The organism is Synechococcus sp. WC101, assembly GCF_047461555.1.
Taxonomy (GTDB): domain Bacteria; phylum Cyanobacteriota; class Cyanobacteriia; order Thermostichales; family Thermostichaceae; genus Thermostichus.
In genome coordinates this window covers 1-25,097 of record NZ_JANSHG010000015.1, presented here as the reverse complement: position 1 = coordinate 25,097, position 25,097 = coordinate 1, and the positions used below count along the sequence as shown (strand labels likewise).

Here is a 25,097-nt window from a genome sequence, read left to right as displayed (position 1 = left end):
TGGGTGGGTTTGTCTGCAGCGGCCAGAGGGGCTAAGAAACGGCGGCCAAGGATGGTTGGGGTCTCCTGGTGATCACCTGGTCGATGAGGCCGTATTCTTTGGCCTGCTCTGGAGTCATAAAGTTGTCGCGGTCGGTATCGCGCTCGATGCGCTCCAGGGGCTGGCCAGTGTGGTAGGCCAGCAGGCTGTTGAGACTGTTTTTGATAAAGAGGATCTCTTTAGCCTGAATCTCGATATCGGTGGCTGGCCCCTGGGCTCCACCGAGGGGTTGGTGAATCATGATGCGGGCGTGGGGAAGGGCAATGCGTTTGCCTTTGGCACCTCCTGCCAGCAAAAAGGCTCCCATGCTGGCGGCCAAGCCAATGCAGATGGTGGAGACATCCGGCTGAATGTGCTGCATGGTGTCGTAGATGGCCATACCGGCATAGACGGAGCCGCCGGGAGAGTTGATGTAGAGGTAAATATCTTTCTCGGGGTCTTCAGATTCCAGGTAGAGCATCTGGGCCACGATCAGGTTGGCAATGTCGTCGTCCACCTGGGTGCCCAAGAAGATGATCCGATCCCGCAATAGACGCGAGTAGATATCAAAGGCGCGCTCGCCGCGTGCAGATTGCTCAATAACGGTGGGAATCATGCCAGTCCAAGCGATGGGTTGTTACTTTTTAGTGTAGTGTAAGCCACTGGACGGCTGCTCCGCCTAGGACGGTTTGCCGCCCTGAGGCTGTGCTGCGTTGCTCGGAGCCAGCAGCCTGTAAAGTTGACAGCTTGAGGCCTAGCATGGATGTGATCCCGGATGAACCCCTCGTGATTGCCGGCTTGCTGGGCCTGGCTCTGCTGGGGATTTTGATCCTGAACTTGGCAGAACGGGACTCGGGAGACGCCGACTAGGAGAGGACATAAGTTTAAGTTGACAAAATTACACCTCTCTCTTTACAATCAGGATCGCGTCATTTCTGGGATGCCCCCATCGTCTAGAGGCCTAGGACACATCCCTTTCACGGATGCGACAGGGGTTCGAATCCCCTTGGGGGTATGAAGGCCGGTGACAAGTGTTGGAGGGGGAAGGTGCTCGGGAGGCGCCTTGAGTCTAGCTTAGCTTCGGCTAGGCCCAAAGGGCCGTAGGCTAGGCTTCTCATCCAACTGCATGGGAATCAACTGCTGGCAGCTAGAGCTTCTGCCGGCGCGGCAGCAGCAACCAGATCGTCTTTGATCAGCTCTGCCAGATCCTGGAGTTGGCGAATGGCTTCTGCCCCTTCTAACTTCATTAGCTCCCGGTCATCCCGCATCTCCGTCCAACTGATGGAGCATTCGGAAACCAAAAAGCGAATCAAGTGCCCCTCCCGTAAGCTGACCATGAAGGAGGCGCTCTCAAATGAGGTGCCGCAGGTGTAGCAAGAAGCCGGGTAGCCCCGCTTCTCCAAAACAATGGCGAGAGCCTGCAAACTCATCACCAGGTCTTGAACGTAGCTGCGGTATTGTTCCGCCAACCGTGCGAACATCACACTCCTCCCATAGCGAGTTGGCCCATCGGGGCGCGTTCTAGTAATTTATGCCTAGTCACTTAGAGTCATATCTAGCATAACGATCGACAAATCCTCAAGAAAGGGATCCGTTTAGCATCTCTCCAGAGACTAAGCAAGACTACTGAAGGCCAAATAGCATGCTAGGCAAAGTCTAAGGCAGGAGGATGTTGTATTTAACACTCCTCTCAGAACAGACATTAAAGTTTACCCTAATTCAAAACTCTTGCCCGCTGGGATCCGATCCCTGCCGAGAACCGGTCAGTTTTCCTTTGGCGGGGCTTGGGCCTTGATCCCGAAGTGCTTTATCGGTGAAGATTTTGCCCACCCTTTGGCCAGGACGATTGTGGCACGTCTAGAAAGGGTTGACCCGTTTGCGAGGTCAAGTGGGCTAGGTCTTACAGACGGATGGAGGTAGGGTAGGTTCCCGAGGAATTGTGGTGGGAAAAGGCTGAGGAATATCACGGATAACTAGAGGGAAACACTCGATGCTGTGGCCTGGGGATTGGGAAGAAGGGAGACTGATTGCTCAAAGAGTCTCAAAGCAGTTGGGGATCGCTGAAGCCTGCTATCGGAGCGGATTTTGAACCCTGAATGGCGATCTTTTCACTGATCTGCTTTGAATCTGCTTCCAGAGCAGGGCGGCAGCTTTTTTAGACAATTGCCGGAAAGCGGCTAAGGCGGACGCAGCAACGGGAGACTGGGGCTGCATCGCTGCTTTATTTTAAGCGGGATCAGGAGCGCCTTGAGCAATTCTTAAGAAATTCTGGAGTAGCCGCACTGCCAGATCGGGACGGGATCCCCAGTGAAGGTGCAGATAGGAGGCGTGCAGGCGCTGGCCGGCCCAGCCTTCCCGGTGGGGCGGGGATCCCCAGCTGTAGATTGGGCTGGGGGAGGTGGGGGTGCTGCGGGAGCGGTGAAATTCGTGCCCGCGTAGGCGATCCCCGGCCTCGACCAGCAGGGTGGGGCGCAAAACAGTGGCCTCGCGGTAGCCCAGACACAGCCGGCTGCCCATGTCCACCGTGATGGGCAGCAGCCCGGCCATGGGGTAGGTCTTTCCCTGCAAATCGGTGAGAGATCGTCCCAGCACCATCAGTCCGCCGCATTCGGCATACAGGGGTGGGTGGGCGGGCGGCGGTGGCTGTCGGGCTATTTTCTCAGAGAGGGTGGCGGCAAACAGTTCTGGGAACCCGCCCCCCAAGAGCAGGCCGTCGCAGGGATCCGGCGGCCACAGCCCCACCTGCAGGGGAGAGTACGCCAGCAGCTCGGCGCCACAGGCCCGCAGCAAGTCCAAGTTGTCGGCGTAGTAGAAGTTAAAGGCGGCGTCTTGGGCCACCCCTACCCGAACCCGTTCACGGTGGCGGGACGGAGTCCTTTCCGCGAGAGAGGGGATCCCTGGCCATAGCTCTCCTGCTGCCGGGGGAAGCGTTCGAATCAGCGGCAGCAGCTTGTCCCAATTCAGGTGCTGCTCGGCCAGGTCGGCCCAGGCCTCCTGCCAGTGGGGGAAGTGATCCAGCTCTGAGACGGGCACCAGCCCCAGGTGGCGGCTGGGCAGGCGCAGATCCTCACGGCGGGGCAATTGGCCCAAAACCGGGATCCCTACCGCTGCCGCCGCTTGCTGTAAAATCTGGCCGTGCCGCTCCGAGGCCACCTGGTTGAAAATGACGCCGGCGATGGCCAGGCCGGGATCGAAGCGGCTCAGGCCGTAGAGCAAAGCGGCCACTGTCATTCCCATGCCGCTGCCGTCGATGACCAGCACCACGGGGATCCCCAGCAGGCGGGCCACATGGGCGCTGCTGGCAAAAAAGGGCTCCGTTCTGCTCGTGGGATCTGGCGGGGATGCGGGCGCCCGCCCATCGAAGAGGCCCATCACCCCCTCTACAATTGCCCCATCTTTGCCCTGGCAGTGGTGGCGAAAGCAGCGCTGCACAAAGTTCTCATCGGTTAAAAAGGGATCCAAGTTACGACAGGGGATCCCGCTCACCGCCGTGTGGAACAGGGGATCGATGTAGTCAGGCCCCACCTTGAAGGGCTGGATGCGCAGGCCCCGCCGCCGCAGGGCGGCCAACAGAGCCAACGTGACGGTGGTCTTGCCGCTGCCGCTTGTGGCTGCCGCCAGCAGAATGGCCATCTTGCCCCACCCAAGGACTAGAACTCGATGCCGATTTGCGCTTTGATCCCTTGGTCGCGAAAGGGATGCTTGATCAAGGTCATCTCGGTAACCAAGTCGGCCCGCTCGATCAGGCCTGCCGGCGCGCCCCGCCCAGTTAGGATCACGTGCACTCGCTCCGGTTTCTCGGCCAGGCCGGCCAACACCTGCTCCAGGGAGAGATACCCCAGCTTGAGGGCAACATTGATCTCATCGAGGAGCACCAGGTGGTACTCGCCGCTGCTGAACAGCTCCCGCCCCTTTTCCCAGGCCGCCTGCGCGTGGGCGATATCCCGCTCCCGATCCTGAGTTTCCCAGGTAAAGCCCTCCCCCATGGCGTAAAAGGCAATTTTCCCCAGCTCCAGCTCGGGATGGGCGGCCAACTTGCGCAACAATTTGGCTTCGCCCGGATCCCAGGCCCCCTTGATAAATTGCACCACCCCCACCGATAACCCTTGGCCGAGGGCACGGAAGAGGGTGCCGAAGGCCGCTGTGCTCTTGCCCTTGCCCTGCCCCGTATAGATGATCACCAAGCCCTTGTCGTCGCGCATGCTCGCCAGGCGCTGCCGCTGGATCTGCTGGCGGCGTTGCATCCTTTGGCGGTGTCGCCGGTTTTGTTCGGCTTCCGGCTCGGGGGCCGAGGTGGGCAGGGATCCGGGCGTTTCCGGCAGGGGAGAGGGGGGCATGGCTATGGAGGGTTGGGAAGCCGCAGGAGGGGTCTGGCAGGCCGAAGTTTTCGCTCAGCAGACTGCTCTTCATCCTAATCTGGCTTTCAGGTTTTCAGGTTTCAGGAGAGTTGGGGCAGATGGGTTAGGATCCCTGTCAAGCCAGAAGTTGGGTTTTGCTGCATACTCATCCCCAATTGGGCTGGGATCATGAAAGAGCCGGCTGCCGCTTTTCGAGATAGCCTGCTGATGTACTCTTTTATCTGGGCCGTGCTGGCGATAGGGTGTTTTCAAGTCTTGCCACGCCTGGAAATTGCCTCTGCTGCCCAGTTGCAGCCGTGGCTGGGGCCCGCCTATCTGGCTGGGCTGGGTGGATCCCTGTTGGCGGCTTTGGGATCGATGTTGGCCGTCTTGGCAGAAACAGCCGCGGGCGCTGCCAGCAAAAGACACCTGCATCGCCTAGCTTGGGCGCTGGGGACGGTCGGTTTTCTCGGCGTCCTCTTTCCCTTGGGCTTGGCCAGCGTCTTTTTTCTCAGGGCCGCCCAGTCCACCGACTGGTGGCAGAAGCTGTTGGACTGAGGCTCACTCAGCAACCATTTTTTTGACAAATGCGTCGAGGTTAGGGGTACGATAAGGACAAGTTCCGTTCTTTATCCAGAGCAGACTGAGGGATCAGGCCCAACGAAGCTGCGGCAACCGGCGGAAGCCTCCGCTACGGTGCCAACTCCTGCGGTTAGTCAGTAACCGAAAGATAAAGGAATAAAGCTTTCTCTAGAGGACAGTCCTCTTGCCAGGGGGACTTTTCTGACGACTTCGCCCTTTAGCGCTTCCCAATAGCTCTGGTTGCAGCAGCGGAGCGAGGCTCTATTGCTTCGGCGGCAAAGTCCTCGGTGCGATACGGCGCTCTTGCTCCTGCGTCGGCCACGGCCTAGGTCTGTTCTTCTGCTCGGCTGAGGTGGAAGGGATCCCTGCTCAGGCCGGCGGATGATGAACGGCAGCAGCAGGCTCTGCTTTCTGGGCAGTTCTTGGTTGTATCTGTTTCGTCTTAAGGAGAGGTTCGTTGTCCAAGTCGTTTTTGTTTTCCTCAGAGTCGGTGACAGAAGGGCACCCCGACAAAATTTGCGACCAGATCTCTGACGCCATCGTGGATGCCCTCTTGACGGCGGATCCCTTAAGTCGAGTGGCGGCAGAGGTGGTGGTGAATACAGGCATGGTGATCCTGACCGGGGAGATCACCTCGCAGGCGCATGTCAACTTCACCCGACTGGTGCGGGACAAGGTGGCCGAAATTGGCTATACCGACGCCAAGAACGGCTTCTCTGCAGAAAGCTGCGCGGTGTTGGTGGCTTTCGATGAACAATCCCCCGACATCGCACAGGGGGTGAACTTGGCTCTGGAAAGTCGCACATCTCAGGAAGATGAATTCGACTTGATCGGGGCCGGGGATCAGGGCTTGATGTTTGGCTTCGCCTGCGACGAAACCCCCGAGTTGATGCCACTGCCCATCAGCTTGGCCCACCGCCTCAGCCGCCAGTTGGCCGCGGTTCGCAAAAACGGCACCCTGCCCTACCTGCGTCCGGATGGCAAAACGCAGGTGACTGTGGCCTATGAGGAGGGGCGGCCGGTGGGCATTCACACCCTGCTGATCTCTACCCAGCACACGCCGACCATCGGTGCCATTACAGAAGAGGCAGCGGTGCAGGAGCGGATCCGCGCCGATCTCTGGGAGGCGGTGGTGCAGCCGGTGTTTGCCGAGCTGCCCATCAAACCCGATGGCAACACCCGCTTCCTCACCAATCCCACCGGCAAGTTCGTCATCGGCGGACCCCAGGGGGATGCCGGCCTGACCGGACGCAAGATCATCGTCGATACCTACGGCGGCTATTCCCGCCACGGGGGCGGGGCCTTCTCCGGCAAGGATCCCACCAAGGTGGATCGCAGCGCCGCCTATGCCGCCCGCTATGTGGCCAAGAACATCGTGGCCGCCGGCCTGGCGCAAAAATGCGAGGTGCAGGTCAGCTACGCCATTGGGGTGGCTCGTCCCATCAACCTTTTGGTGGAAACTTTTGGCACCGGCCGCATCCCCGATGAAGCTCTGCTGCGGCTGGTGCAGCGCCACTTCGACCTGAGGCCGGCGGCCATTCTGGCGCAGTTCCAACTGCGAGAGTTGCCCCGCCAAAGGGGAGGGCGCTTCTATCAAAACGTGGCGGTCTACGGGCACTTCGGGCAAACCCATCTGGATCTGCCCTGGGAGCGCACGGATAAGGCTGCCCTGCTGCGGGAGGAAGCTTTCGCCGGGGCGACCGCCATCCTAGGCTAGGGGGATCAAGGGGGACAGGCTGGGCTCAATGCCTGCCCTGGTGCAGTTGCTCGACAAGTGGGATAGCTCCGGCAGGATAGGCTGTGCACAGCCAGTTCACTGCCGCCGTGGAGCCTGGCGTCGAGAACTCCCGCTCAGCCCTGATAGGCTATGGCGGGAGCTTGGCCTTCAACGCCAGTCTTGACTAGACCTGACACTCCTATCCCCCATCCCGCCAAGCTCTGCTGGGGTGGGAGCAGGCCGGAGTTTGTGATGGCAAGGATCCCTGAGGCAAAATCGCAAACTCACCCAGGCTGCCCTTGGGATGGCTGGTCAGGATCCACAGGGTCGGCAAGCTGCAGCTCCAAAGTTACCAAAAGCTCCGTTCCACCAGCGCAAGCCGCCGAGGAGGTCGGCGGGGCAGGATGAACATGAACGAGCAGGTGGCGCAGCTTGGGCGGGAGATCCTGCAGCTCATCCAACAACAAGTCGAGAGAAATGGCCGATTCTCCGGAGAAGAGGGATCCTCTCCTGAGCGGGGCTGGGAGCGGTGAGGGAGGGCGGGCAAAAGAGCTGGCGGCAGTCGAGACCAAAGACCGGATCAGCTCCTGTTGTTCCCGCCACAGGGATTGGCTGATTTCGGGGGGAAAGGTGAGGTGAGGAGCGCCACGGCGCTGCCAGAGGCGGAGGATCTGTTCCACAGAGGTGGCCTTGTAGCGACCCTGGTAGAGGGCTTCCAGCAGGGCCGCCGGGATCCAAGAGGCTGGGAACTGTTTGCTCCAGCGCTCCACCCAGGCCTGACTGGCTTGCCCCTCTAGCTCAAACCCGTAGCGCTCCAAAAAGGTCGCGGGATCCATCAGGGCCCAAGGACACTCAACCCAAGGCTAACCCAGATCCGGCGAGATAAAAGGGAGATAAAGCCTTATCCCCGGATCCCGCAAGACAGCTCCCGTCAGAGGATGCCGCTGTTGGCCTTCCATGCAGGCTCTGTGAAGAGGCCATGAAGCTGCAGTACGGTGAAGACTCAGTGGTCAACAGGCCCCAGCCCCAGCGCTGCCTCCAGAGCGCGATCGCTGTCGGGAAATTGCGCCAGCAGCCGCCCTAGGAAGGCAGCCTCTCCCGTCAGGCCGTCCAGACTCATGAGCACATCCCCGGCATAGCGGCTCTGCGGGAAGCGGGCCAGCAGCTCATTGCCGGCGTAGATTGCCTGGCGGGCATAGCCGTCCCGCAAGGCTTTGGCTTCCAGAAAGTAGCGATCTCCAGGGTCGCCGGGATCCACGTAGTCGGGCAGCGGCGTGTCAAAGGCGTAGCTGCGGCGGCTTGGGTCGGCGGATCCTCCCCAGCGAGCCAATACGGGGTAGGTGAGCGGAAACCAGCGGTCGCTTGGGCCGGGATCGAACGCTGTCACATCTCCATAGCCGGAGAAAGCGGCGTACCGATAGAGGATCAGATCCCGGTGCATCTGCAGCCGTAGCCGCTGCAGAAGGGCGTAGGCCCCGCCAGGAGGCCGGCGGCGAGGGCCAGCGTTGCCACAGGACGAACGGGGAAGCGGCGGGACGAGGGCGCAGCAGGCGGGGTGTCCGGATTCATAAAAACCCAATCCAAATCCAGGCGGGCGCCCCCACTCTACTCGATTCTTTCCGGGCGCGGATAGAGGGCCTACAGCCATTTCGGGCCAGCCGCTTTCGATCACGGCTGCCGACGTAAACACCACACGGCTCCGGGCACGTCGGTTTCTCCCTCTCGCCGCAGGGTAAAGTTCTGGTGATAGACGGGATCCAGCCCTGCCCGTTCTGCCTGCTGCAGCACGTAGGCGGCGGAGTGGGCAGAGCGCCCCGTGGTGGATCCCAGCTCGTAGCCGGGGGCGGATCCCTGCTCGACGGTGAAGGCCAAAAGCCCGCCGGGATTGAGCACCCGCCCACAGGCCGGCAAGACCTGGGCCAGATCCCCCAGATAGATAAACACATCTGCCGCCAGGAGCAAGTCGTAGCGCTCTGAGGTCTGCTGCAGCAGCTCCAGCAAGTCCCCCTGAATCAGGTGGTCGTAGATGCCCTTTTGCCGGGCAATCTCCACCATGCGGGCGGAGAGATCCACACCCCGCAACTATCCAACGTAGGAGCGCACCTGGGATCCCGCCAGGCCGGTGCCACAGCCCAGATCCAGCGCCCGCTCAAACCAAGGAGACGCTCCCCCTGCGGCAGCCAGGATCCCTTGCCGCACAGCCTGTGGCCCCTGGTAGTTCAGTTTTTCCAGCAAATGCTGCTCAAAGCGGGGCGCATATTCGTCAAATAGACGTCGCACCCACTCCGGAGGAGTCCTGTCGGGCAGGGGCAGCTCCCCCACAATGGCCAGCATGTAGCGGGCATCGCTGTGTTCGGGCTGCAGGGCGAGCGCCCGCCGAAACCAAGAGCTGGCCACCTCCACTTGTCCCTGCTTCCAAAAGCCCATGCCGATCTGCTAAGGAATGTCTGCCTCTTGCTGGGATCCCTGCCAGGCCTGCAAATAATGGGCCAGAGCCGCCTCGTATTCTCCTCGCATCTGCAGCAGGTCGGCCAGCCCCACCCGCGCCATCAGCAGCGCTGGATCCCGGGCCAGGGCTTGCTCGAAGAGCCGTTGCGCCTGCTTTTTCTCGCCCATCTGCCGCAGTACTCCCCCCAGCAGCGCATGAACCTCAGCGGCCAAGCTGGCGGGAGCAGCAGGGGGACAGGCCACGATGGCCTGTTGGTAGTGCAGCATGGCGGCAGGGTAGCGACCGGATCCCTCCTCGATGCGCCCCAAAAGAGCATGGGCTTGCGTCAAGGCAATGGCCTCTTCCAGATCAGACCGGTTGGCAGCGGCGAGGATCTGCTCACAGAGCTGCCGGCAGCCAGCCCATTCCCCCCGCCGGAAGCGGCCTGCCGCCTGTCGGGCCGAGAGGAGCGGCTGTTTTTTCGCCGGTTTTCCAAAGCCCTTAGCCATCTCCCCAGTGTAGGAGAACCTAGCTTTCTCTCACGATATGCCCACGATAGGGGCATTCCAAATTGGCGACAATCTTGAGCACTCCCCAGTTGGGGATCGACACAACAGACAGCTTCGCTATGCTCTGGAACCTGGGTCTGGTTGCGGCTTGGGATGGGTGTAAGGTTGCTCCTCTCAGGCTGTGGCCATGGCCTTCGCGGCCTTTAAAATGAGGTAATCCAACATGCCGGTGTTCTCTTCGCCGCGGTAGTTAAAAGTGGAGCGCACCAGCCACAGCCCCTTCCGAGTTCGGCAACAGAGGTTGAGCAGCGTGCGAGCCAGGATTTGGTGACGTGCCTGTAGGTCTTGGGCTGCATTGAAAACCTCCCCATCCCACTCCGGCGTCAGCACACGGCTGTTGTAAAGCACACGCCAAAGAGAACGGGACCAAAGCGGATTCGTGATGTCGAACCAGAACTGATAATCCGCCTGCAAACCTCGGTTGATATAGGCCACCGGCGTCGCCACCACGAGGTAGCGGGAATAGTCGGGCTCGAAGCGGCTGTTGCTGGGGGTTTGTCCCGAGCGGATCATGGCCAAAAAGGCACGATCCTCTTCCGCAGGAAAGGCCCGGCGAAACCGTTGTGCCGCGTCGATCAGCGCTTGCAGCAGCTCTTGGTCTTGGGGCAAATCCATCCCCTGGGCTAGGTGCTCGGCGAAAAACCGCTGGAAGAAAGCGGCCAGGGAGGGCCCGCCGCGGTAGCTGCGCAGCCAATCTAGCAGCTTCTGGTAGCGCTCCAGGTTGGCAAACCCCACCCGCTCCGGCTGTCGCACGGCGGTCTTGGGCCGCAGGGAACGCCCTACCGGGTCAAGGGTATCTTCGGCCAGCAAAGCCGCCCGGATGGGATCCAGATCCAACACCCTGCCCAGGAGCAGTCGCCAGGCCGGCAAGGTGGGAAAAGCTCCCCACTCGGGATGGGCCACTTCCGCCGCCGTCAGCAAAGCCCGCACCAGTGGGTAGCGGATCAACGCCGGGAAAGGGGCGATCGGCAAGACCTCCGGCAACTGCTCCTGCAAGCTCAAGCTCACCCCCGCATCCATGCGAGGCAGCAGGACGGCGATGCGAGAGGCCGGGATCCCGGCCCGCAAAAGCTGCCGGATCTGGGCAACCATCGCCTCCACCGCCGCGAATTGGGTCTCGCCCTCCAGCACCTGCACCCTTGGCAGCCTCTCTGCCAGAGGCTCCGTCAGGGGATGGTCAAACCGCGGATCCAGCACCCGCGCAATCTGCAGTCCCAGGCGGATCATGCCGGCTGAGCCGCGGTAGCTCCCCTCCAGAAGCTGAACCTGGGTGTTTTCCCTCAGAAAGCGAGCCACGGCCTCTGGGATCCCCGTCAAAGAGACCCCGCCGCCGATGGTATAGCTGAAAAACTGGCTTTGCAGATGGGCTTGCCCTTGCCGGTAAAACTCCAGCGCCACCCCGCAACTGTCCTCCGCCTGATCCACGATCAGGTGATCCCACTCCTGCCAAAACTCCGCCAGCGGCAGGATGTGCTCGCCAAACAGCCGGATTTGCAGGCCGAAGTCCAGGGATCCCAGCCGCAACCCCACCTCCCACAGCCGCTCCACACAACAGCCCATCGCCTGCAAGGCCTCTGCCCGCCCCGGATCCCCCTCCGCCGGCCAGGCCGCCGCCAGCCGGGATCCCACCGCTTCCGCCGCCAAACCCGAAGCCCCCGCAATATAGGCAGCGCTGCTGATCTGATCCCAAATCTGGAACTCCTCCAGCCCAAGATCGGCAAAGACCTCCCCATGCCGCGGACACAAAGCACAGGCTCGCCCACAGAGAAATTGGGCCAGATCCTTGGCCAAGGGAATTGGCTCAAACGAGCGCGGCAACTGGGGAACCCGCTCGCACACCTGCGGCCAGTGATCGGCCAGAGAGCGCCCCACCCGCTGCAAAAACGTCTCGATCCGCCACGGGCCCACCCAGCTCGAGCTGAGCTGCTGTAAGCGCCGCAACACCCCCTCTGCCTGCCGCTGGCTGCGCACCAAAAACAAGATCCGGCCCGGATCGGTTCCCGCCCGCAACAAATCCAGGTAGCGATCTACACAAGCCTGGGTCAGCCCGCTGCCCGCCCACCCCATCACACTCCTAAAAGGAGGTGGCTCTTGCCGTCGATAGCTCTTTTCGCCCACCAGAGCGGCTTTCACAGTCGCTGCCCCCCGACCGAGCCATTTTCTCGGCAAAATCTGGACAAACAGGTCTTCACCTCATTATGATGTACTACTGTTGCCAATTAAGTCCGCCCGCTCTGACGACGGCTCTCGGCAACCTAGCGTACTGCTAAACCAGATACTGCCTCTTTGCAGGTAAGTCTGAGCAGTCTTTGAAAGCAGTTTGGCGTGTGATTTGAGGGTGAATTAAGCAAAGGGAGCAGCGCTGCTGGCGCTGTTTGGCCTGCGGGGATCCAAAGATTCCTTTTCGTTGCTTTTTCGCCTGAGCGGGCAGCCTCAGCTAGTCCTGAGCTTCCTGCTGCCGCGCCGTTGCTGCCTGGATCCGGCTCATTGAGCCAGTTGCAAGCTGACAGAAGCGAGTCGCAGAGGCTCGAGAGGAGGTTCTCGTGGCGCTTGGCATCCTTGGAAGAAAAGTCGGCATGACCCAGATCTTCTCTCCGGAAGGGTTGGCCATTCCGGTCACGGTCGTGCAGGCGGGGCCTTGCACGGTAACCCAGATCAAGACCCAAGCCACAGACGGCTACAACGCCGTGCAGTTGGGCTACTGGCCCACCGCCGAAAAGCACCTCACGCGAGCCCAGCGGGGCCACCTGAGCAAAGCGGGGGTGACGGAGCTGCTGCGCCACCTGCGCGAGTTCCGGGTCGACCAGCCAGAAGCTTACCAGTTGGGGCAAAAGATCACCGTCGAGATCTTCTCTCCGGGCCAGTTGCTGGATGTAGCCGGCACTTCCATCGGGCGGGGGTTTGCCGGCTACCAGAAGCGGCACCACTTTGGTCGCGGCCCCATGTCTCACGGCTCCAAGAACCACCGCCGACCGGGTTCTGTTGGCGCCGGCACAACCCCTGGCCGCGTGTTTCCGGGGCTACGCATGGCGGGCCGGATGGGAGGCTGCCGCGTCACCATTCGCAAACTGCAGTTGGTGCAGGTGGATCCGGAGCGGAACTTGCTGATCATCAAGGGCTCTGTGCCCGGCGTGGAAGGGGGGCTGCTGGAGATTACCCCTGCCAAGCAGGTGGGCAACAAACGCTAGGAAAGGGATCCCTGGCAAAGGCTGACCAGCATCTGCAAAGACGAGGAAACCATGGCAAGTTGTGTGGTGAAAAATTGGCAAGGGGAAACGGTGGGCAGCGCGGAGCTAAGCCTCAAAGTTGCCCGTCCCGAAACGGCCTCCCACATCCTCTATCTAGCTCTTCGCCGGCAGATGACCAACGCCCGCCAAGGCAACGCCCACACCAAGACCCGGGCTGAGGTGCGCGGTGGCGGCCGCAAGCCCTGGAGGCAAAAAGGCACCGGCCGGGCCCGCGCCGGCTCCATTCGCTCCCCCCTTTGGCGCAAGGGTGGAGTGATCTTCGGCCCCCGCAAGCGGGAGTACAACCTGGCCATGAACCGCAAAGAGCGGCAACTGGCTCTGCGCACTGCCCTGCAAAGCCGGGTGGAAGACCTGATCGTGGTGGAAGATTTCCAGGATCAGCTCAACCCGCCCAAGACTCGCGCCGTGGCCCAAGCTCTGCTGCGCTGGGGGGTGATGGAGGATCAGTCGGCACTGCTTATCGTCGCCGAGCGCTCGGAAGCCGTCGAGCGAGCCGTACGCAACATCGCCCGCGTCAAGCTGATCGGCCTGGATCAGCTCAATGTCTTTGATCTGCTCAACGTCGATTGGGTGCTGATTACCACCTCTGCCCTGGAGAAGCTCAAGGCCCGCTGGGGATCCGGCGCGGCAGCAGCAGCTCCAACCCAAGCCGATCGCCTTGAAGATCAGGCTCAGGCGGCAGAGCGAGAAGCTCGGCCAGTCGAACAAGCAGAAGGTCAAAGCCAGGAGCAGGAAGAGCAAGCAGAAGCTCAAGCCCAGCCAGAGGCTCCCCCGGCGCAGGCTGATCAGGCTAATCAAGTAGCTCTAGCAAACCCACAAGTTCAGGAAACCGAGGAAGAAGAGCTGGCCCAAGCACAAGAGCGAGAAGTTCAGGGACAAGCGGAACTAGCCCAAGAAGCAGAGCCCCTTGCCCAGCCGCCAGCTGGCGAGGAGGCCGAAACAGCCGCAGCAGAGGAGGAAGACAATGACTGAGAGCAAGCGGATCCTGGCCGATGTCCTGTTGCGTCCCGTCATCACCGAAAAGGCAACTGCCCTGATGGAACAGCGCAAATACGTCTTTGAAGTGATGCCCACTGCCACCAAGCCGCTCATCCGAGCTGCCGTCGAGGAGATGTTTGGGGTGCGGGTCACCGCCGTCAACACCCTTAAACTGCCCCGCAAGCAGCGGCGGGTAGGCCGTTCTGTCGGCTATCGCAGCCGTCCCAAGCGAGCCATCGTGACCTTGGCCGAAGGCGACTCCATCACCCTCTTCCCCGACACCTAACCAAACCCCTCTTCCCGCTTCGAGTTTTATTGCCACCCGTCCTTCACCCCCCCTCGAGCCATGGGCATTCGTACCTTCCGACCCTATACCCCCAGCACCCGCCACATGACGGTCTCCAACTTCGAGGAGCTGTCGCGGGACGAAAACGGCAAGCGGCCCAGACCGGAGAAGTCGCTGCTGCAATTCATCCACCGCAAAAAAGGGCGCAACAACCGCGGCGTCATCACCTGCCGCCACCGAGGCGGCGGCCACAAGCGGCTCTACCGCATCATCGACTTCCGCCGCGACAAGCGCGGGATCCCGGCCACCGTCAAGACCATCGAGTACGATCCCAACCGCAGCGCCCGCATCTGCTTGGTGGAATACGAAGATGGCGAGAAGCGATACATCCTCGCTCCCCGCAACCTCGAGGTGGGAGCCACCATTATGGCGGGGCCCGATGCCCCCTTTGAGCTTGGCAACGCCATGCCCCTGGAGCGGATCCCGCTGGGGACGGTGGTTCACAACGTGGAGCTGTATCCCGGCCGCGGTGGGCAAATTGTTCGCGCCGCCGGGGCCGGCGCCCAAGTAGTAGCCAAAGAGGGCAAGTATGTCTCCCTCAAGCTGCCCTCCGGCGAAGTCCGCATGATCCGAGGCGAGTGCTACGCCACCATCGGCCAAGTGGGAAATGTTGACCACAGCAACCTCAGCCTCGGCAAAGCGGGGCGTAGCCGCTGGCTAGGTCGCCGTCCCCACGTGCGCGGCTCGGTGATGAACCCTGTCGATCACCCCCATGGCGGTGGGGAAGGAAAAGCCCCCATCGGCCGCAGCACCCCTGTCACCCCCTGGGGCAAGCCCACCCTGGGATACAAAACCCGCAAACGCAACAAACCCAGCAACAAGTTCATCGTGCGCGGTCGCCGTCGTGGCGGCCGCCGGGACAAGAGCGGGAGGGCCGCTCAATAAGAGTCCGGCCATCTGCTGCGCCCCTGAATTTTCTTTTTCTTTCGACCCTTACCAGCTTGCCAGACTGTTGAGGTTGCTATGGGACGTTCACTCAAAAAAGGCCCTTTTGTCGATGCCAAGCTGCTTCTCAAAATCGAGAAGATGAACGAGCGCAATGAGAAGCACATGATCAAAACCTGGTCGCGAGCCAGCACCATCCTGCCCGTCATGATCGGCCACACCATCGCCGTGCACAACGGCAAGCAGCACGTGCCCATCTACATCACCGATCAGATGGTGGGCCACAAGCTGGGGGAGTTCGTCCCCACCCGTACCTTTCGCGGCCACGCGGGCAGTGACAAAAAAGCTGCCCGCCGTTAAGTCCAGCAACGAACAGAAGAGGCAATAAGCTAGGAGAGCGCCATGGCCGATCCATCCCCTGAAATCAAAGCGGTAGCTCGCTACATCCGCATGTCCCCCTATAAGGTGCGGCGCGTGCTGAACCAGATCCGGGGGCGCACCTATGCCGATGCCCTGATCCTGTTGGAGTTCATGCCCTACGCCGCCTGTGAGCCGGTTCGCAAGGTGCTGCGCTCGGCGGTGGCCAATGCCGAACACAACAACGGCCTGGATCCTCGGGACCTGGTCATCAGCAAGGCCTACGCTGACCAGGGGCCGACGCTGAAGCGATTTCGCCCCCGCGCCCAAGGTCGTGCCTACCCAATCCGCAAGCGCACCTGCCACATTACCATCGCCGTCCGGCCCATAGAACCTGAAGCGGCGACGGCCTCCTAGACGCCTGTACCCCCAGACTTTACCCCTCAACTGACACCACCATGGGACAGAAGATTCACCCCACCGGTTTCCGCCTTGGCGTTATTAAGGAACATCGCAGCCGCTGGTTTGCCGATCCAGCTCGCTACCCAGCCCTGCTGCGAGAGGACGATCTCATCCGCGCCTACCTGACCAAGCAGTTGAGCAGCGCCGGCCTGGCCGACATTCAAATTGAACGCAAAGCGGATCAGATCGACCTCGAGATCCGAGCCGCTCGCCCTGGAGTGGTGGTTGGTCGTGGGGGATCCGGCCTCGACGCCCTGCGCCAGGGCCTGCAGAAAGAGCTGAGCTCACACGGTAGCCCCGAGCGAACCATTCGCATCAATGTAGTAGAGGTCACCCGTGCCGATGCCGAGGCGGTTTTGCTGGCAGAAAACATCGCCCAGCAGTTGGAGCGGCGGATCGCCTTTCGCCGCATCGTGCGCCAGGTCATCCAGCGGGCCCAGCGGGCGGGGGTGCAAGGGATCAAAATTCAAATTGCCGGGCGGCTGAACGGAGCCGAGATCGCCCGCACCGAATGGACCCGGGAAGGGCGGATCCCTTTGCACACCCTGCGGGCAGATATCGACTATGCCGACCACATCGCTCAGACCACCTTTGGTGTCATTGGGGTCAAGGTCTGGGTTTTCAAAGGAGAAGTTCTCCCCGGGCAGGAACGGCCCGAACAAAAAGTTCCCCTGCAACAGCCCAAGCGGCGGCAGCAGCGGCGGCGGCCCACTTTTGAAGACCGCTCAGCAGTGGAGGCCTGAGGGCCAGCACCCGAAAATCCAGGGATCCCCATCGCAGTTGATTTAAGGAACGGCCATGTTAAGCCCCAAACGAACCAAATACCGCAAGCAACAGCGCGGGCGCATGAAAGGCAAAGCGACTCGCGGCAACCGCATCAACTTTGGGGAATACGGCCTTGTGGCTCTAGAACCCGCCTGGATCACCGCGCGGCAGATCGAGGCCAGCCGTCGGGCCATGGCCCGCTACGTCCGGCGGGGAGGCCAAATCTGGATCCGCATCTTTCCCGACAAGCCCGTTACCCAACGGCCTGCCGAAACCCGCATGGGATCCGGCAAAGGCAACCCCGAATACTGGGTTTGCGTCGTCAAGCCGGGCCGTATCCTCTTCGAGATGGGAGGAGTTCCTGAAGCCACGGCCCGAGAGGCGATGCGCCTTGCCGCCCAAAAGCTGCCGATCAAAGTCAAGTTTGTAACCAAGGCTAACTTTGAGGAGCCGGAACCTGTTCAGAAAGCAGCTCCAGAAACAACAGAAGTAGCAGCCAGCGCTATTTGAGGGAGGAGAGTTGAGCCATGCCCATGCCTAAAATTGCCGACGCTCGCGCCCTATCCGACGAAGAATTGAGCCAGGAGATCTACGCCGTCAAGAAAGAGCTGTTCGAGCTGCGTTTGCAGCAGGCCACGCGGCAGTTGAACCAGCCCCATCTCATTCGCCTGCGCAAACACAAGCTGGCCCAACTGCTGACCGTTGAGTCAGAGCGCAAGCGCGGCAAGTCCTTGTCCTCAACTCAGACCCAGAAGGAGGAGTAATGCCTGCTCGCGAAAAGATCGGCGTTGTCGTCAGCAACAAGATGCAAAAGACAGTGGTCGTTGCTGTGGAAAACCGGGTTGCCCACCCCAAATACGGCAAAATCGTCGTCAAAACCAAAAAGTTTAAGGCCCACGACGAAGAGAACCGCTGTCAAGAAGGGGATCTGGTGCGCATTACGGAAACCCGTCCCCTCAGCCGCACCAAGCGTTGGCGAGTGGCCGAAATCATACGGGAGGTCAAGAAACTATGATTCAGCAGCAGACCATGTTAACGGTAGCTGACAACACCGGCGCCCGCAAGCTGATGTGCATCCGCGTCCTGGGCAGCAGTGGCCGTCGCTACGCCAGCCTGGGAGATGTGATCGTTGGCGTCGTCAAAGACGCCCTGCCCAATATGCCGGTCAAAAAATCCGACGTCGTCAAGGCTGTGGTCATCCGCACCGTCGATACGGTACGCCGCCCCGACGGCATGTGCATCCGCTTCGACGACAACGCTGCCGTGATCATCAACGACGACGGCAACCCCCGCGGAACCCGCGTTTTCGGCCCTGTAGCCCGCGAGCTGCGGGAGAAAAACTTCACCAAGATCATCTCCCTTGCCCCGGAGGTTCTGTAATGGTTCGTCCCCTCAAGCCCAGCCAAATTCGACGGCTGATTCGGCAGACCGGCGTTCGCAAGCACCGCAACAGCCTACGCTACAAAATGCGCATCAAGAAGGGAGATACCGTCCAGGTGATCTCCGGCGACGACAAAGGCAAAATCGGCGAGGTGCTGCAGGTTTTTCCCGAACGCAACATGGTCTTGGTGGAAGGGGTAAACATAGTAACCTACCACCGCAAGCCGCAACGGGAAGGCGAAAGTGGTCGCATCGAGACCAAAGAAGCCCCGATCCACGCCTGCAAGGTGATGCTCTATTCCAAGAAGCAGGAAGTGGCCAGCCGTATTGGCTATCAAATCACCGCCGATGGCCGCAAAGTCCGTGTCCTCAAGAAAACCGGCGAGATCCTCGACTAGCCGTCCCTTTTTCGATAGAGCTCTGACCCAGCCCAGAGCCCCCAGGAGAACCGACCATGCCCCAGCGTCTGCAAATCCTCTACAACACCGTCATCGTTCCCAAGCTGCAAAAAGAGTTGGGCTACACCAACATCCATCAGGTGCCGCGTCTGGAAAAGATCGTGATCAATCGCGGCCTGGGAGATGCCTCCCAAAACGCCAAGGCCCTGGAATCCTCCATCGCCGAGATCAGCGCCATCACGGGCCAGCGTCCGGTGATTACCCGCGCCAAAAAGGCGATTGCCAGTTTCAAAATCCGCAAGGGCATGCCGGTTGGCCTGATGGTGACCCTGCGGCGGGAGCGCATGTACGCGTTTTTGGATCGGCTGATCAACATTGCCCTCCCTCGTATCCGCGACTTCCGTGGCGTCAGCCCCAAATCTTTTGATGGGCGGGGCAACTACACCCTTGGTATTCGCGAGCAACTGATCTTCCCCGAAATCAACTACGACTCTGTAGACCAGATCAGAGGTATGGACATCTCCATTGTGACCACCGCCGAAACCGACGAAGAGGGCCGTGCCCTGCTCAAAGAGTTTGGCATGCCCTTTGCCTCTTAAGGTTTGCCCATCTGCAATTGTCTCGACTTGATCGATCTTCCGAGGAGCACCGACCCACCCATGGCCCACACCAACGACACGATCGCCGACATGCTCACCCGCATTCGCAATGCCACCATGGCTCGGCATGAATCGGTGGCGGTCCCGGCCACACGCATGACCCGCAGCATCGCTCGCGTTCTTCATGAGGAAGGTTTTGTGAGCGACTGGAAGGAAGAGGGAGAAGGGATCCACGCTCAGCTTGTGTTGCGGTTGAAGTACAAGGGCAAAGGTCGTAAGCCGATCATCAATGGCCTGAAGCGGGTGAGCCGGCCCGGGCTGCGAGTTTACTGCAACCACAAAGAACTGCCTCGGGTGTTGGGAGGAATTGGGATTGCCATCATCTCCACCTCCAACGGCATCATGACCGACCGGGATGCTCGCAAGCAGGGCATCGGCGGCGAAGTGCTCTGCTACGTCTATTGAGTTGTTCTCTTGCCAGGAGTTGGCCCATGTCTCGCATTGGCAAACGCCCCATCGCCCTTCCTGCCAAGGTAGAGGTTCAGATCGAGGGGCAGCAGATCTCGGTAAAAGGCCCGAAGGGAGAACTGTCTCGCAGTTTGCCCCCCTTGATTGCGGTGCATCAAGAAGCCCAGACGCTCAAGGTCAGCCGGGTCAACGAGTCTCGCCCGGCCCGCCAACTGCACGGCCTCTGCCGCACCTTGGTTGCCAACATGGTGGACGGCGTATCTAGGGGATTTGAGCGCAGGCTGGAATTGGTGGGTGTGGGCTACCGGGCTTCCACCCAGGGCAACAAGTTAATCTTGAACGTTGGCTACAGCCACCCAGTGGAGATCCCTTTCCCGCCAGGGATCCAAATAGTGGTTGAGGGCAACAACGTCATCGTCGTCTCAGGTATCGACAAAGAGCTGGTGGGCAACACGTCGGCGCGGATTCGGGCCGTCCGTCCGCCAGAGCCCTACAAGGGCAAAGGGATTCGCTATGTAGGGGAACAGGTTCGTCGCAAAGCAGGTAAATCCGGGAAGGCCAAGAAGTAGCTATGAAAATCACTCGCAAAGCTGCCACCCAACGTCGCCATCGCCGCATTCGCCGCAAGGTCTTCGGGACGCCCGAGCGGCCCCGTTTGGCCGTGTTTCGCTCCCATCGCCACATCTACGCCCAGGTGATCGACGATGTAGCCCAGCACACTTTAGTCTCTGCCTCCACGCTGGACAGAGAGCTGCGGGAAGCCTTCAAAGACATTGGCACGGCCACCCGAGAGGCTGCCGCCGTGGTGGGTCGCTCCGTCGCCCAACGGGCCTTACAGGCAGGCATTTGTCAAGTGGTGTTCGACCGCGGCGGCAAGCTCTACCACGGGCGTGTCCAGGCCCTGGCGGAAGCCGCCCGCGAAGCAGGCTTACAGTTCTAGGCCCTGAGGAGATGGCATATGGCTGAGCAAAGAGAACGTCGCAGAAGCAAAAAGAGCCGCGAAGAGCAGACTAGCGAGTGGCAGGAGCGGGTCATCCAGATCCGGCGCGTCACCAAAGTAGTTAAGGGCGGCAAAAAGCTGAGCTTCCGGGCCGTGGTGGTGGTGGGCAACGAGCGCGGCCAGGTGGGGGTTGGCGTGGGCAAAGCCAACGACGTCATCGGGGCTGTGCGCAAAGGAGTTGTGGATGGCAAAAAGCACCTAATCGAAGTGCCCCTCACCAAGGGTCTGTCTGTACCCCATCCCATGCGGGGATCAGGCGGTGGGGCCACTGTCCTGGTGATGCCGGCAGCTCCCGGGACAGGGGTCATCGCCGGGGGAGCGGTGCGCACGGTTCTGGAGCTGGCGGGCGTGCGCAACAGTCTGGCTAAGCAACTGGGATCCAGCAACCCCCTCAACAACGCCCGTGCCACCATTGACGCGCTGCGGCGGATGCGCACCTTTGAGCAGGTAGCTGAAGATAGAGGGATCGACGTGCGCCGCCTGTTTGGTAAGTAACAGCAAGTTAGCCGGAGGTCAGTATGCGACTAGAAGACATTCGCCCCCAACCAGGTTCGACGCGGCGGCGACGACGCCTGGGCCGTGGCATCGCTGCTGGACAGGGAGCCTCCTGTGGCAAGGGAATGCGGGGACAGAAGGCGCGCAAAGGAGGCGGTCCCCGGCCCGGCTTTGAGGGAGGCCAGACCCCCCTCTATCGGCGGCTGCCCAAGCTCAAGCACTTCCCCCGCTACGTGCGGCGCCCCCAGTACACCCTGATCAACCTGCGCGCTTTGGCCAAGTTGCCCGCTGGCAGCGAGGTCAGCTTGGAAAGCTTGATGGATTTGGGGATCGTGACCACCAACGATGGCCCGCTGAAGATCTTGGGAGACGGGGAAGTGGGCGTGCCCCTGACGATCAGAGCGGCTGCCATCACCCCCTCAGCCCGAGCCAAGGTCGAGGCAGCCGGGGGTCGGGTGGAGCTCGTGGGATCCCAGACTGCTTCCGCTGGATCCTAAAATTGGGCTGCAGTTTGCAGCTTCTCTATTTTGCCGACTTTCCCACCGGCAGCGTAGAGTGGTAAATAGCTCACCTTGCCTTTCCCTTCCGCGAGGTTTTCTAGATTTATGGCTGACCCACGAGGCTCCGCTCCCTCCGCCCAAGAGACCTTCATGCAGATGGCCATGGCTTCTGGCCTGCGCAGACGTCTGTTTCTTACCCTAGGCCTGTTGCTGTTGGTGCGGCTGGGCATTTACATTCCCATCCCCAGTATTGACCGAGCTCGCTTTGCCGCCGAAGCCGCCAACAGCCCTGTGTTTGGCTTTCTGGATGTCTTCTCGGGCGGCGGTATCTCCGCTTTGGGGATCTTCGCCCTCGGCATCCTGCCTTTCATCAACGCCTCCATCATCATGCAACTGCTGGTCTCGGCCATTCCGGCCCTGGAGAACCTGCAGAAAAACGAGGGGGAGCAGGGGCGGCGACAGATTTCCCAGTACACCCGCTACGTTACCCTGATTTGGGCCATCATCCAGGGCATCGGCATCTCCTTCTGGGTGCGGGAGTTCGCCAACACCAGCAACGAGTTGGCCTTTGTGGCCTCCACCACCCTGGCCCTGACGGCAGGTTCCATGTTTGTCATGTGGTTGGGGGAGATGATCACGGAGAAGGGGGTGGGCAGTGGGCCGTCGCTGTTGATCTTCGTCAACATTGTCGCCACGCTGCCCCGCGCTCTGGGCCAGACCATCAGCCTAGCCCGTGCTGATAGCAGCACCATCGGCGGCATCTTGGTGTTGATGGCCGTCTTCCTAGCCACCATTGTCGGCATTGTCTTCGTCCAGGAGGGCAGCCGCAAAATCCCTATTGTCTACGCCAAGCGCCAGGTGGGCAACAAGCTATTCCGTGAGCAGAAGAGCTACCTGCCCCTGCGGCTAAACCAGGGGGGCGTGATGCCGATCATCTTCGCCTACTCGGTGATGTCCCTGCCCTTTGCCTTGGCCCAGTACACCCAGAACCTGACTTTGGTGCAGGTGGCCAACCTTTTGGCCCCTACCTCTTGGTTTTACATTCCCTTCTACTTCGTGCTGATCCTCCTCTTCAGCTATTTCTACGCCTCTTTGATCATTAACCCGGTGGATCTGGCGCAGAACCTGAAGAAGATGGGGGCCAGCATTCCGGGAGTCCGCCCGGGCAAGGCCACTGCTGAGTACATCGAAGGGATCCTCAACCGGCTGACCCTGCTGGGGGCCTTGTTCTTGTGTGCGGTGGCCATCATCCCGACGACGGTGGAGCGGGCGACCGGCATCACCACTTTTCAGGGCTTGGGGGCAACTTCGCTGCTGATCCTGGTGGGGGTGGCGATCGAGACCTCCAAACAGATCCAGACCTACGTCATTTCGCAGCGTTACGAAGGGATGGTCAAGCAATAGTGCCGAGGTTAATCTTTTTGGGGCCGCCGGGAGCGGGCAAGGGCACCCAGGCAGAGCGGCTGGCAGCGATCTACCACACGCCCAAAATTTCTACAGGCGACCTGCTGCGGGCAGAGGTGAAAGCCCAAACGCCGCTGGGGTGCCAGGCTAAGGTGTACATGGATGCGGGAGAGCTGGTGCCTGACGAGGTGTTAATTGGGATGGTGAAGGGCCAGTTGCAACACTCGCCAGCGCAGGGCTGGATCCTGGACGGCTTCCCCCGCACCCTGGCGCAGGCGGAGGCTTTAGAAGAGCTGTTGCGGGAGTTGGGGCAAGACTACGACCACGTTCTCAACCTGGAAGTGCCGGACGACGTGGTGGTGGCACGGCTGTTGGCCCGCGGCAAGGAGCAGGGGCGCAGCGACGATGCCGATGAGGCGGTGATCCTCAAACGCTTGCAGGTGTATCGGGAGCAGACGGCTCCGCTGATCGACTTTTACGAGGCCAGGGGTCGTCTGCGACGGATCGATGGCAACCAGCCGATGGAATCGGTACAAGAACATCTGCGGGCTCTCTTGGAAGGCTTCAGGAGGACAGCGTGATCAAGACGGGGGCGGGAAATCTCTCCCCGCGGCGGGGCATGCAGCTCATTGAGATCAAGTCCCGCCGGGAGGTGGAGAAGATGCGGCGGGCCGGGCGGGTGGTGGCCCAGGTGCTGCAGGAAATTGCCGAGTGTCTGGAGCCAGGCTGGACAACGGCAGACATCGATGCCTATGCCGAGCGGCGGGTAGCGGAGTTGAATGCCCTGCCCAGCTTCAAGGGCTACTACGGCTTTCCCGCCTGTGTCTGTGTCAGCGTCAACCATGAGGTGGTACACGGGATCCCCAGCCCCCGCAAAGTGGTGCAGCCGGGGGACATCGTCAAGGTGGATTTTGGCGCCATGGTCGAAGGCTGGCATGCCGACTCTTGCATCACCATTGGCCTGGAGCCCCTCGGCGATGCCGCCCGCGACCTGATCGACACAGCGGCCAAAGCGCTGCAGACGGGCATTGACCACGTGCGCCACGGCGTCTGGCTGCAGGATGTCTCAGGCGCCATCGAGGACTACATCCAGGGGCGGGGCTACTCCGTGGTGAAGCAGTACGTCGGCCACGGCGTGGGGCGCAACTTGCACGAGGAGCCGCAGTTTCCCCACTACCGCACCCGCGACCTTCCCAATCCCAAGCTGCGCTCCGGCATGACGGTGGCAATCGAGCCGATGGTGAATGCAGGGGGAGAGGCCACGCGGGTGCTCTCGGATGGCTGGACGGTGGTGACGGTGGACGGCTCTTGGTCGGCCCAGTTTGAGCACACGGTCTTGATCACGGACTCTGGGGCTGAGATTTTGACGGATCGCACCCCTTTTCAGTCCTAGGGATCCCTTGCTGAAGGGCGGCAACGGCTAGGATAGAAGAGGTGGAGTATTGTTTCGGCTCTTAACTCGCTCTTAACAGGGCGGGTTTCCTATCGATATTTCTGTTGTGTTGTTTTTTAAGGAGGGTTCCTTGTCTAAAGAAGACGCCATTGAAGTGGAAGGGGTGGTTACCGAGTCCTTGCCCAACGCCATGTTCCGGGTGGACCTGGACAACGGCTTTAACGTCCTTGCCCACATCTCCGGCAAGATCCGCCGCAACTACATCAAGATCTTGCCCGGCGACCGGGTCAAGGTAGAGCTCAGCCCCTATGACCTGAACAAAGGGCGCATCACTTACCGCCTCAAGAAAAAGTAGCCGTCTGGCCTTAGCTGGGGCCGCTGAGCATGAAGGAGCTGAGCCAAGTTCTCAAAACCGGCCTCTGGGTTGCGGCCGGCGGGGTAAGTGCCCTGGCCGTGCTCAACGCCTGGATCGCTTCTCGAACCCAGCCTCTGCCCAGCCTCTTGCCGGGGGAGGAGAGGCACTATTTTTGGCGCGGCCACCGTCTGTTTTACAAGGTTGCGGGATCCGGCCAGCCCTTGTTGCTGCTGCACGGCATCGGGGCCGGCTCTTCCAGCTACGAGTTTCGCGCCGTGATGGCGGAGTTGGGCCAGCACTATCAGGTTTACGCTTTGGATTTGTTGGGTTGGGGCAACTCGGAGCGCCCCGATCTGGAGTACACCGGCCACCTATATGTCCGGATGATCGGGGATTTTGTCGGCCAGGTGATC

At 60.9% G+C, this 25,097-nt stretch carries 35 protein-coding genes, 1 tRNA gene, 1 pseudogene and 1 riboswitch; of the genes and pseudogenes, 27 read left to right on the top strand and 10 right to left on the bottom strand.

What is annotated here, in order from left to right:
- Nucleotides 1–31: 31 nt before the first annotated feature.
- Nucleotides 32–634 (bottom strand): ATP-dependent Clp endopeptidase proteolytic subunit ClpP, encoded by a 603-nt coding sequence (gene clpP, locus NW809_RS02110; protein ID WP_011430060.1) that lies wholly within the window; start codon nucleotides 632–634, stop codon nucleotides 32–34.
- Nucleotides 635–765: 131 nt separating this feature from the next.
- Between clpP and NW809_RS02105 the strand changes: the two genes are divergently transcribed.
- Both NW809_RS02105 and NW809_RS02100 read left to right on the top strand, forming a co-directional pair.
- A complete protein-coding gene (locus tag NW809_RS02105; RefSeq protein WP_414346774.1) occupies nucleotides 766–888 on the top strand; it encodes a hypothetical protein in 123 nt (40 codons plus the stop codon).
- A gap of 72 nt (nucleotides 889–960) precedes the next feature.
- Nucleotides 961–1,033: transfer RNA gene (locus tag NW809_RS02100), tRNA-Glu, on the top strand.
- A 118-nt stretch (nucleotides 1,034–1,151) separates the two neighbouring features.
- Here the strand turns inward: NW809_RS02100 and NW809_RS02095 are convergent.
- The 3 genes from NW809_RS02095 to cobO form a co-directional block, all read right to left on the bottom strand.
- Complete coding sequence (locus NW809_RS02095; protein WP_011430058.1) at nucleotides 1,152–1,499, bottom strand: DUF1815 family protein; 348 nt, start codon at nucleotides 1,497–1,499, stop codon at nucleotides 1,152–1,154.
- 745 nt (nucleotides 1,500–2,244) lie between these two features.
- Nucleotides 2,245–3,651 carry a cobyrinate a,c-diamide synthase gene (locus NW809_RS02090; protein ID WP_099812197.1) on the bottom strand — a complete coding sequence of 469 codons (1,407 nt, stop codon included), beginning with the start codon at nucleotides 3,649–3,651 and terminating at the stop codon, nucleotides 2,245–2,247.
- Between the two features lie 17 nt (nucleotides 3,652–3,668).
- Nucleotides 3,669–4,355 (bottom strand): cob(I)yrinic acid a,c-diamide adenosyltransferase, encoded by a 687-nt coding sequence (gene cobO / locus NW809_RS02085; protein ID WP_011430056.1) that lies wholly within the window; start codon nucleotides 4,353–4,355, stop codon nucleotides 3,669–3,671.
- A 189-nt stretch (nucleotides 4,356–4,544) separates the two neighbouring features.
- On the opposite strand from cobO, the gene NW809_RS02080 reads away from it, so the two are divergent.
- Together NW809_RS02080 and metK are read left to right on the top strand one after the other, a co-directional pair.
- Nucleotides 4,545–4,913, top strand: coding sequence for a hypothetical protein (locus NW809_RS02080; RefSeq protein WP_011430055.1), 369 nt, complete (start codon nucleotides 4,545–4,547; stop codon nucleotides 4,911–4,913).
- Between the two features lie 68 nt (nucleotides 4,914–4,981).
- Nucleotides 4,982–5,092, top strand: a riboswitch (SAM riboswitch).
- Between the two features lie 302 nt (nucleotides 5,093–5,394).
- Entirely contained in the window at nucleotides 5,395–6,654 is a 1,260-nt protein-coding gene (metK, locus tag NW809_RS02075) for a methionine adenosyltransferase (RefSeq protein WP_041438239.1), read from the top strand.
- A 284-nt stretch (nucleotides 6,655–6,938) separates the two neighbouring features.
- Here the strand turns inward: metK and NW809_RS02070 are convergent, their stop codons facing one another.
- From NW809_RS02070 to NW809_RS02045, 6 genes are all read right to left on the bottom strand, one after another.
- Nucleotides 6,939–7,490: a hypothetical protein gene (locus tag NW809_RS02070; protein WP_414401423.1), complete on the bottom strand. Its 552-nt coding sequence runs from the start codon at nucleotides 7,488–7,490 to the stop codon at nucleotides 6,939–6,941.
- A 167-nt stretch (nucleotides 7,491–7,657) separates the two neighbouring features.
- Complete coding sequence (locus tag NW809_RS02065; RefSeq protein ID WP_143596960.1) at nucleotides 7,658–8,233, bottom strand: tetratricopeptide repeat protein; 576 nt, start codon at nucleotides 8,231–8,233, stop codon at nucleotides 7,658–7,660.
- Nucleotides 8,234–8,322: 89 nt separating this feature from the next.
- Nucleotides 8,323–8,727 carry a class I SAM-dependent DNA methyltransferase gene (locus NW809_RS02060; protein WP_143597405.1) on the bottom strand — a complete coding sequence of 135 codons (405 nt, stop codon included), beginning with the start codon at nucleotides 8,725–8,727 and terminating at the stop codon, nucleotides 8,323–8,325.
- Nucleotides 8,728–8,736: 9 nt separating this feature from the next.
- Nucleotides 8,737–9,081, bottom strand: a complete 345-nt coding sequence (locus NW809_RS02055) for a class I SAM-dependent DNA methyltransferase (protein WP_049749740.1) — start codon at nucleotides 9,079–9,081, stop codon at nucleotides 8,737–8,739.
- A 9-nt stretch (nucleotides 9,082–9,090) separates the two neighbouring features.
- Entirely contained in the window at nucleotides 9,091–9,591 is a 501-nt protein-coding gene (locus tag NW809_RS02050; RefSeq protein WP_414401422.1) for a tetratricopeptide repeat protein, read from the bottom strand.
- A gap of 174 nt (nucleotides 9,592–9,765) precedes the next feature.
- A complete protein-coding gene (locus NW809_RS02045) occupies nucleotides 9,766–11,784 on the bottom strand; it encodes a hypothetical protein (RefSeq protein ID WP_143596958.1) in 2,019 nt (672 codons plus the stop codon).
- Nucleotides 11,785–12,194: 410 nt separating this feature from the next.
- On the opposite strand from NW809_RS02045, the gene rplC reads away from it, so the two are divergent.
- The 23 genes and pseudogenes from rplC to NW809_RS01930 form a co-directional block, all read left to right on the top strand.
- A complete protein-coding gene (gene rplC / locus NW809_RS02040) occupies nucleotides 12,195–12,839 on the top strand; it encodes a 50S ribosomal protein L3 (RefSeq protein WP_011430047.1) in 645 nt (214 codons plus the stop codon).
- Between the two features lie 51 nt (nucleotides 12,840–12,890).
- Nucleotides 12,891–13,520: pseudogene (rplD, locus tag NW809_RS02035) on the top strand (50S ribosomal protein L4); the annotation flags it as partial.
- Nucleotides 13,521–13,863: 343 nt separating this feature from the next.
- Nucleotides 13,864–14,163 carry a 50S ribosomal protein L23 gene (locus NW809_RS02030; RefSeq protein WP_011430045.1) on the top strand — a complete coding sequence of 100 codons (300 nt, stop codon included), beginning with the start codon at nucleotides 13,864–13,866 and terminating at the stop codon, nucleotides 14,161–14,163.
- 60 nt (nucleotides 14,164–14,223) lie between these two features.
- Nucleotides 14,224–15,108 (top strand): 50S ribosomal protein L2, encoded by an 885-nt coding sequence (gene rplB / locus NW809_RS02025; protein WP_011430044.1) that lies wholly within the window; start codon nucleotides 14,224–14,226, stop codon nucleotides 15,106–15,108.
- 78 nt (nucleotides 15,109–15,186) lie between these two features.
- Nucleotides 15,187–15,468, top strand: a complete 282-nt coding sequence (rpsS, locus tag NW809_RS02020; RefSeq protein WP_011430043.1) for a 30S ribosomal protein S19 — start codon at nucleotides 15,187–15,189, stop codon at nucleotides 15,466–15,468.
- A 42-nt stretch (nucleotides 15,469–15,510) separates the two neighbouring features.
- Complete coding sequence (gene rplV / locus NW809_RS02015; protein ID WP_011430042.1) at nucleotides 15,511–15,882, top strand: 50S ribosomal protein L22; 372 nt, start codon at nucleotides 15,511–15,513, stop codon at nucleotides 15,880–15,882.
- 41 nt (nucleotides 15,883–15,923) lie between these two features.
- Nucleotides 15,924–16,670 carry a 30S ribosomal protein S3 gene (rpsC, locus tag NW809_RS02010; RefSeq protein WP_011430041.1) on the top strand — a complete coding sequence of 249 codons (747 nt, stop codon included), beginning with the start codon at nucleotides 15,924–15,926 and terminating at the stop codon, nucleotides 16,668–16,670.
- Between the two features lie 55 nt (nucleotides 16,671–16,725).
- Nucleotides 16,726–17,202 (top strand): 50S ribosomal protein L16, encoded by a 477-nt coding sequence (gene rplP, locus NW809_RS02005; protein WP_011430040.1) that lies wholly within the window; start codon nucleotides 16,726–16,728, stop codon nucleotides 17,200–17,202.
- Between the two features lie 17 nt (nucleotides 17,203–17,219).
- Entirely contained in the window at nucleotides 17,220–17,456 is a 237-nt protein-coding gene (rpmC, locus tag NW809_RS02000; RefSeq protein ID WP_011430039.1) for a 50S ribosomal protein L29, read from the top strand.
- Entirely contained in the window at nucleotides 17,456–17,707 is a 252-nt protein-coding gene (rpsQ, locus tag NW809_RS01995) for a 30S ribosomal protein S17 (protein ID WP_011430038.1), read from the top strand. Before rpmC ends, rpsQ begins: the two co-directional genes overlap by 1 nt.
- A complete protein-coding gene (gene rplN, locus NW809_RS01990) occupies nucleotides 17,704–18,072 on the top strand; it encodes a 50S ribosomal protein L14 (protein ID WP_011430037.1) in 369 nt (122 codons plus the stop codon). The genes rpsQ and rplN overlap by 4 nt, the downstream gene beginning before the upstream one ends.
- Nucleotides 18,072–18,470 carry a 50S ribosomal protein L24 gene (gene rplX / locus NW809_RS01985; protein WP_011430036.1) on the top strand — a complete coding sequence of 133 codons (399 nt, stop codon included), beginning with the start codon at nucleotides 18,072–18,074 and terminating at the stop codon, nucleotides 18,468–18,470. The genes rplN and rplX overlap by 1 nt, the downstream gene beginning before the upstream one ends.
- 56 nt (nucleotides 18,471–18,526) lie before the next feature.
- Entirely contained in the window at nucleotides 18,527–19,069 is a 543-nt protein-coding gene (gene rplE, locus NW809_RS01980; RefSeq protein WP_011430035.1) for a 50S ribosomal protein L5, read from the top strand.
- A gap of 60 nt (nucleotides 19,070–19,129) precedes the next feature.
- Nucleotides 19,130–19,534, top strand: a complete 405-nt coding sequence (gene rpsH / locus NW809_RS01975) for a 30S ribosomal protein S8 (RefSeq protein WP_011430034.1) — start codon at nucleotides 19,130–19,132, stop codon at nucleotides 19,532–19,534.
- A 26-nt stretch (nucleotides 19,535–19,560) separates the two neighbouring features.
- The gene (gene rplF, locus NW809_RS01970; protein ID WP_414401421.1) at nucleotides 19,561–20,106 is read left to right on the top strand and encodes a 50S ribosomal protein L6; all 546 of its coding nucleotides are present in this window, start codon (nucleotides 19,561–19,563) and stop codon (nucleotides 20,104–20,106) included.
- A 2-nt stretch (nucleotides 20,107–20,108) separates the two neighbouring features.
- A complete protein-coding gene (rplR, locus tag NW809_RS01965) occupies nucleotides 20,109–20,477 on the top strand; it encodes a 50S ribosomal protein L18 (protein WP_011430032.1) in 369 nt (122 codons plus the stop codon).
- 18 nt (nucleotides 20,478–20,495) lie between these two features.
- A complete protein-coding gene (gene rpsE, locus NW809_RS01960) occupies nucleotides 20,496–21,032 on the top strand; it encodes a 30S ribosomal protein S5 (RefSeq protein ID WP_011430031.1) in 537 nt (178 codons plus the stop codon).
- A gap of 23 nt (nucleotides 21,033–21,055) precedes the next feature.
- Nucleotides 21,056–21,529, top strand: coding sequence for a 50S ribosomal protein L15 (gene rplO, locus NW809_RS01955; protein WP_011430030.1), 474 nt, complete (start codon nucleotides 21,056–21,058; stop codon nucleotides 21,527–21,529).
- A gap of 108 nt (nucleotides 21,530–21,637) precedes the next feature.
- Entirely contained in the window at nucleotides 21,638–22,936 is a 1,299-nt protein-coding gene (secY, locus tag NW809_RS01950) for a preprotein translocase subunit SecY (protein ID WP_099812200.1), read from the top strand.
- Nucleotides 22,936–23,517 (top strand): adenylate kinase, encoded by a 582-nt coding sequence (locus tag NW809_RS01945; RefSeq protein ID WP_011430028.1) that lies wholly within the window; start codon nucleotides 22,936–22,938, stop codon nucleotides 23,515–23,517. The genes secY and NW809_RS01945 overlap by 1 nt, the downstream gene beginning before the upstream one ends.
- Nucleotides 23,518–23,555: 38 nt before the next feature.
- Nucleotides 23,556–24,329, top strand: a complete 774-nt coding sequence (gene map / locus NW809_RS01940) for a type I methionyl aminopeptidase (RefSeq protein WP_011430027.1) — start codon at nucleotides 23,556–23,558, stop codon at nucleotides 24,327–24,329.
- Nucleotides 24,330–24,459: 130 nt separating this feature from the next.
- Nucleotides 24,460–24,684 (top strand): translation initiation factor IF-1, encoded by a 225-nt coding sequence (gene infA, locus NW809_RS01935; protein ID WP_011430026.1) that lies wholly within the window; start codon nucleotides 24,460–24,462, stop codon nucleotides 24,682–24,684.
- Nucleotides 24,685–24,713: 29 nt separating this feature from the next.
- Nucleotides 24,714–25,097 (top strand): alpha/beta fold hydrolase (locus NW809_RS01930; RefSeq protein ID WP_414401420.1); only part of this gene is annotated, 384 nt, incomplete at its 3' end.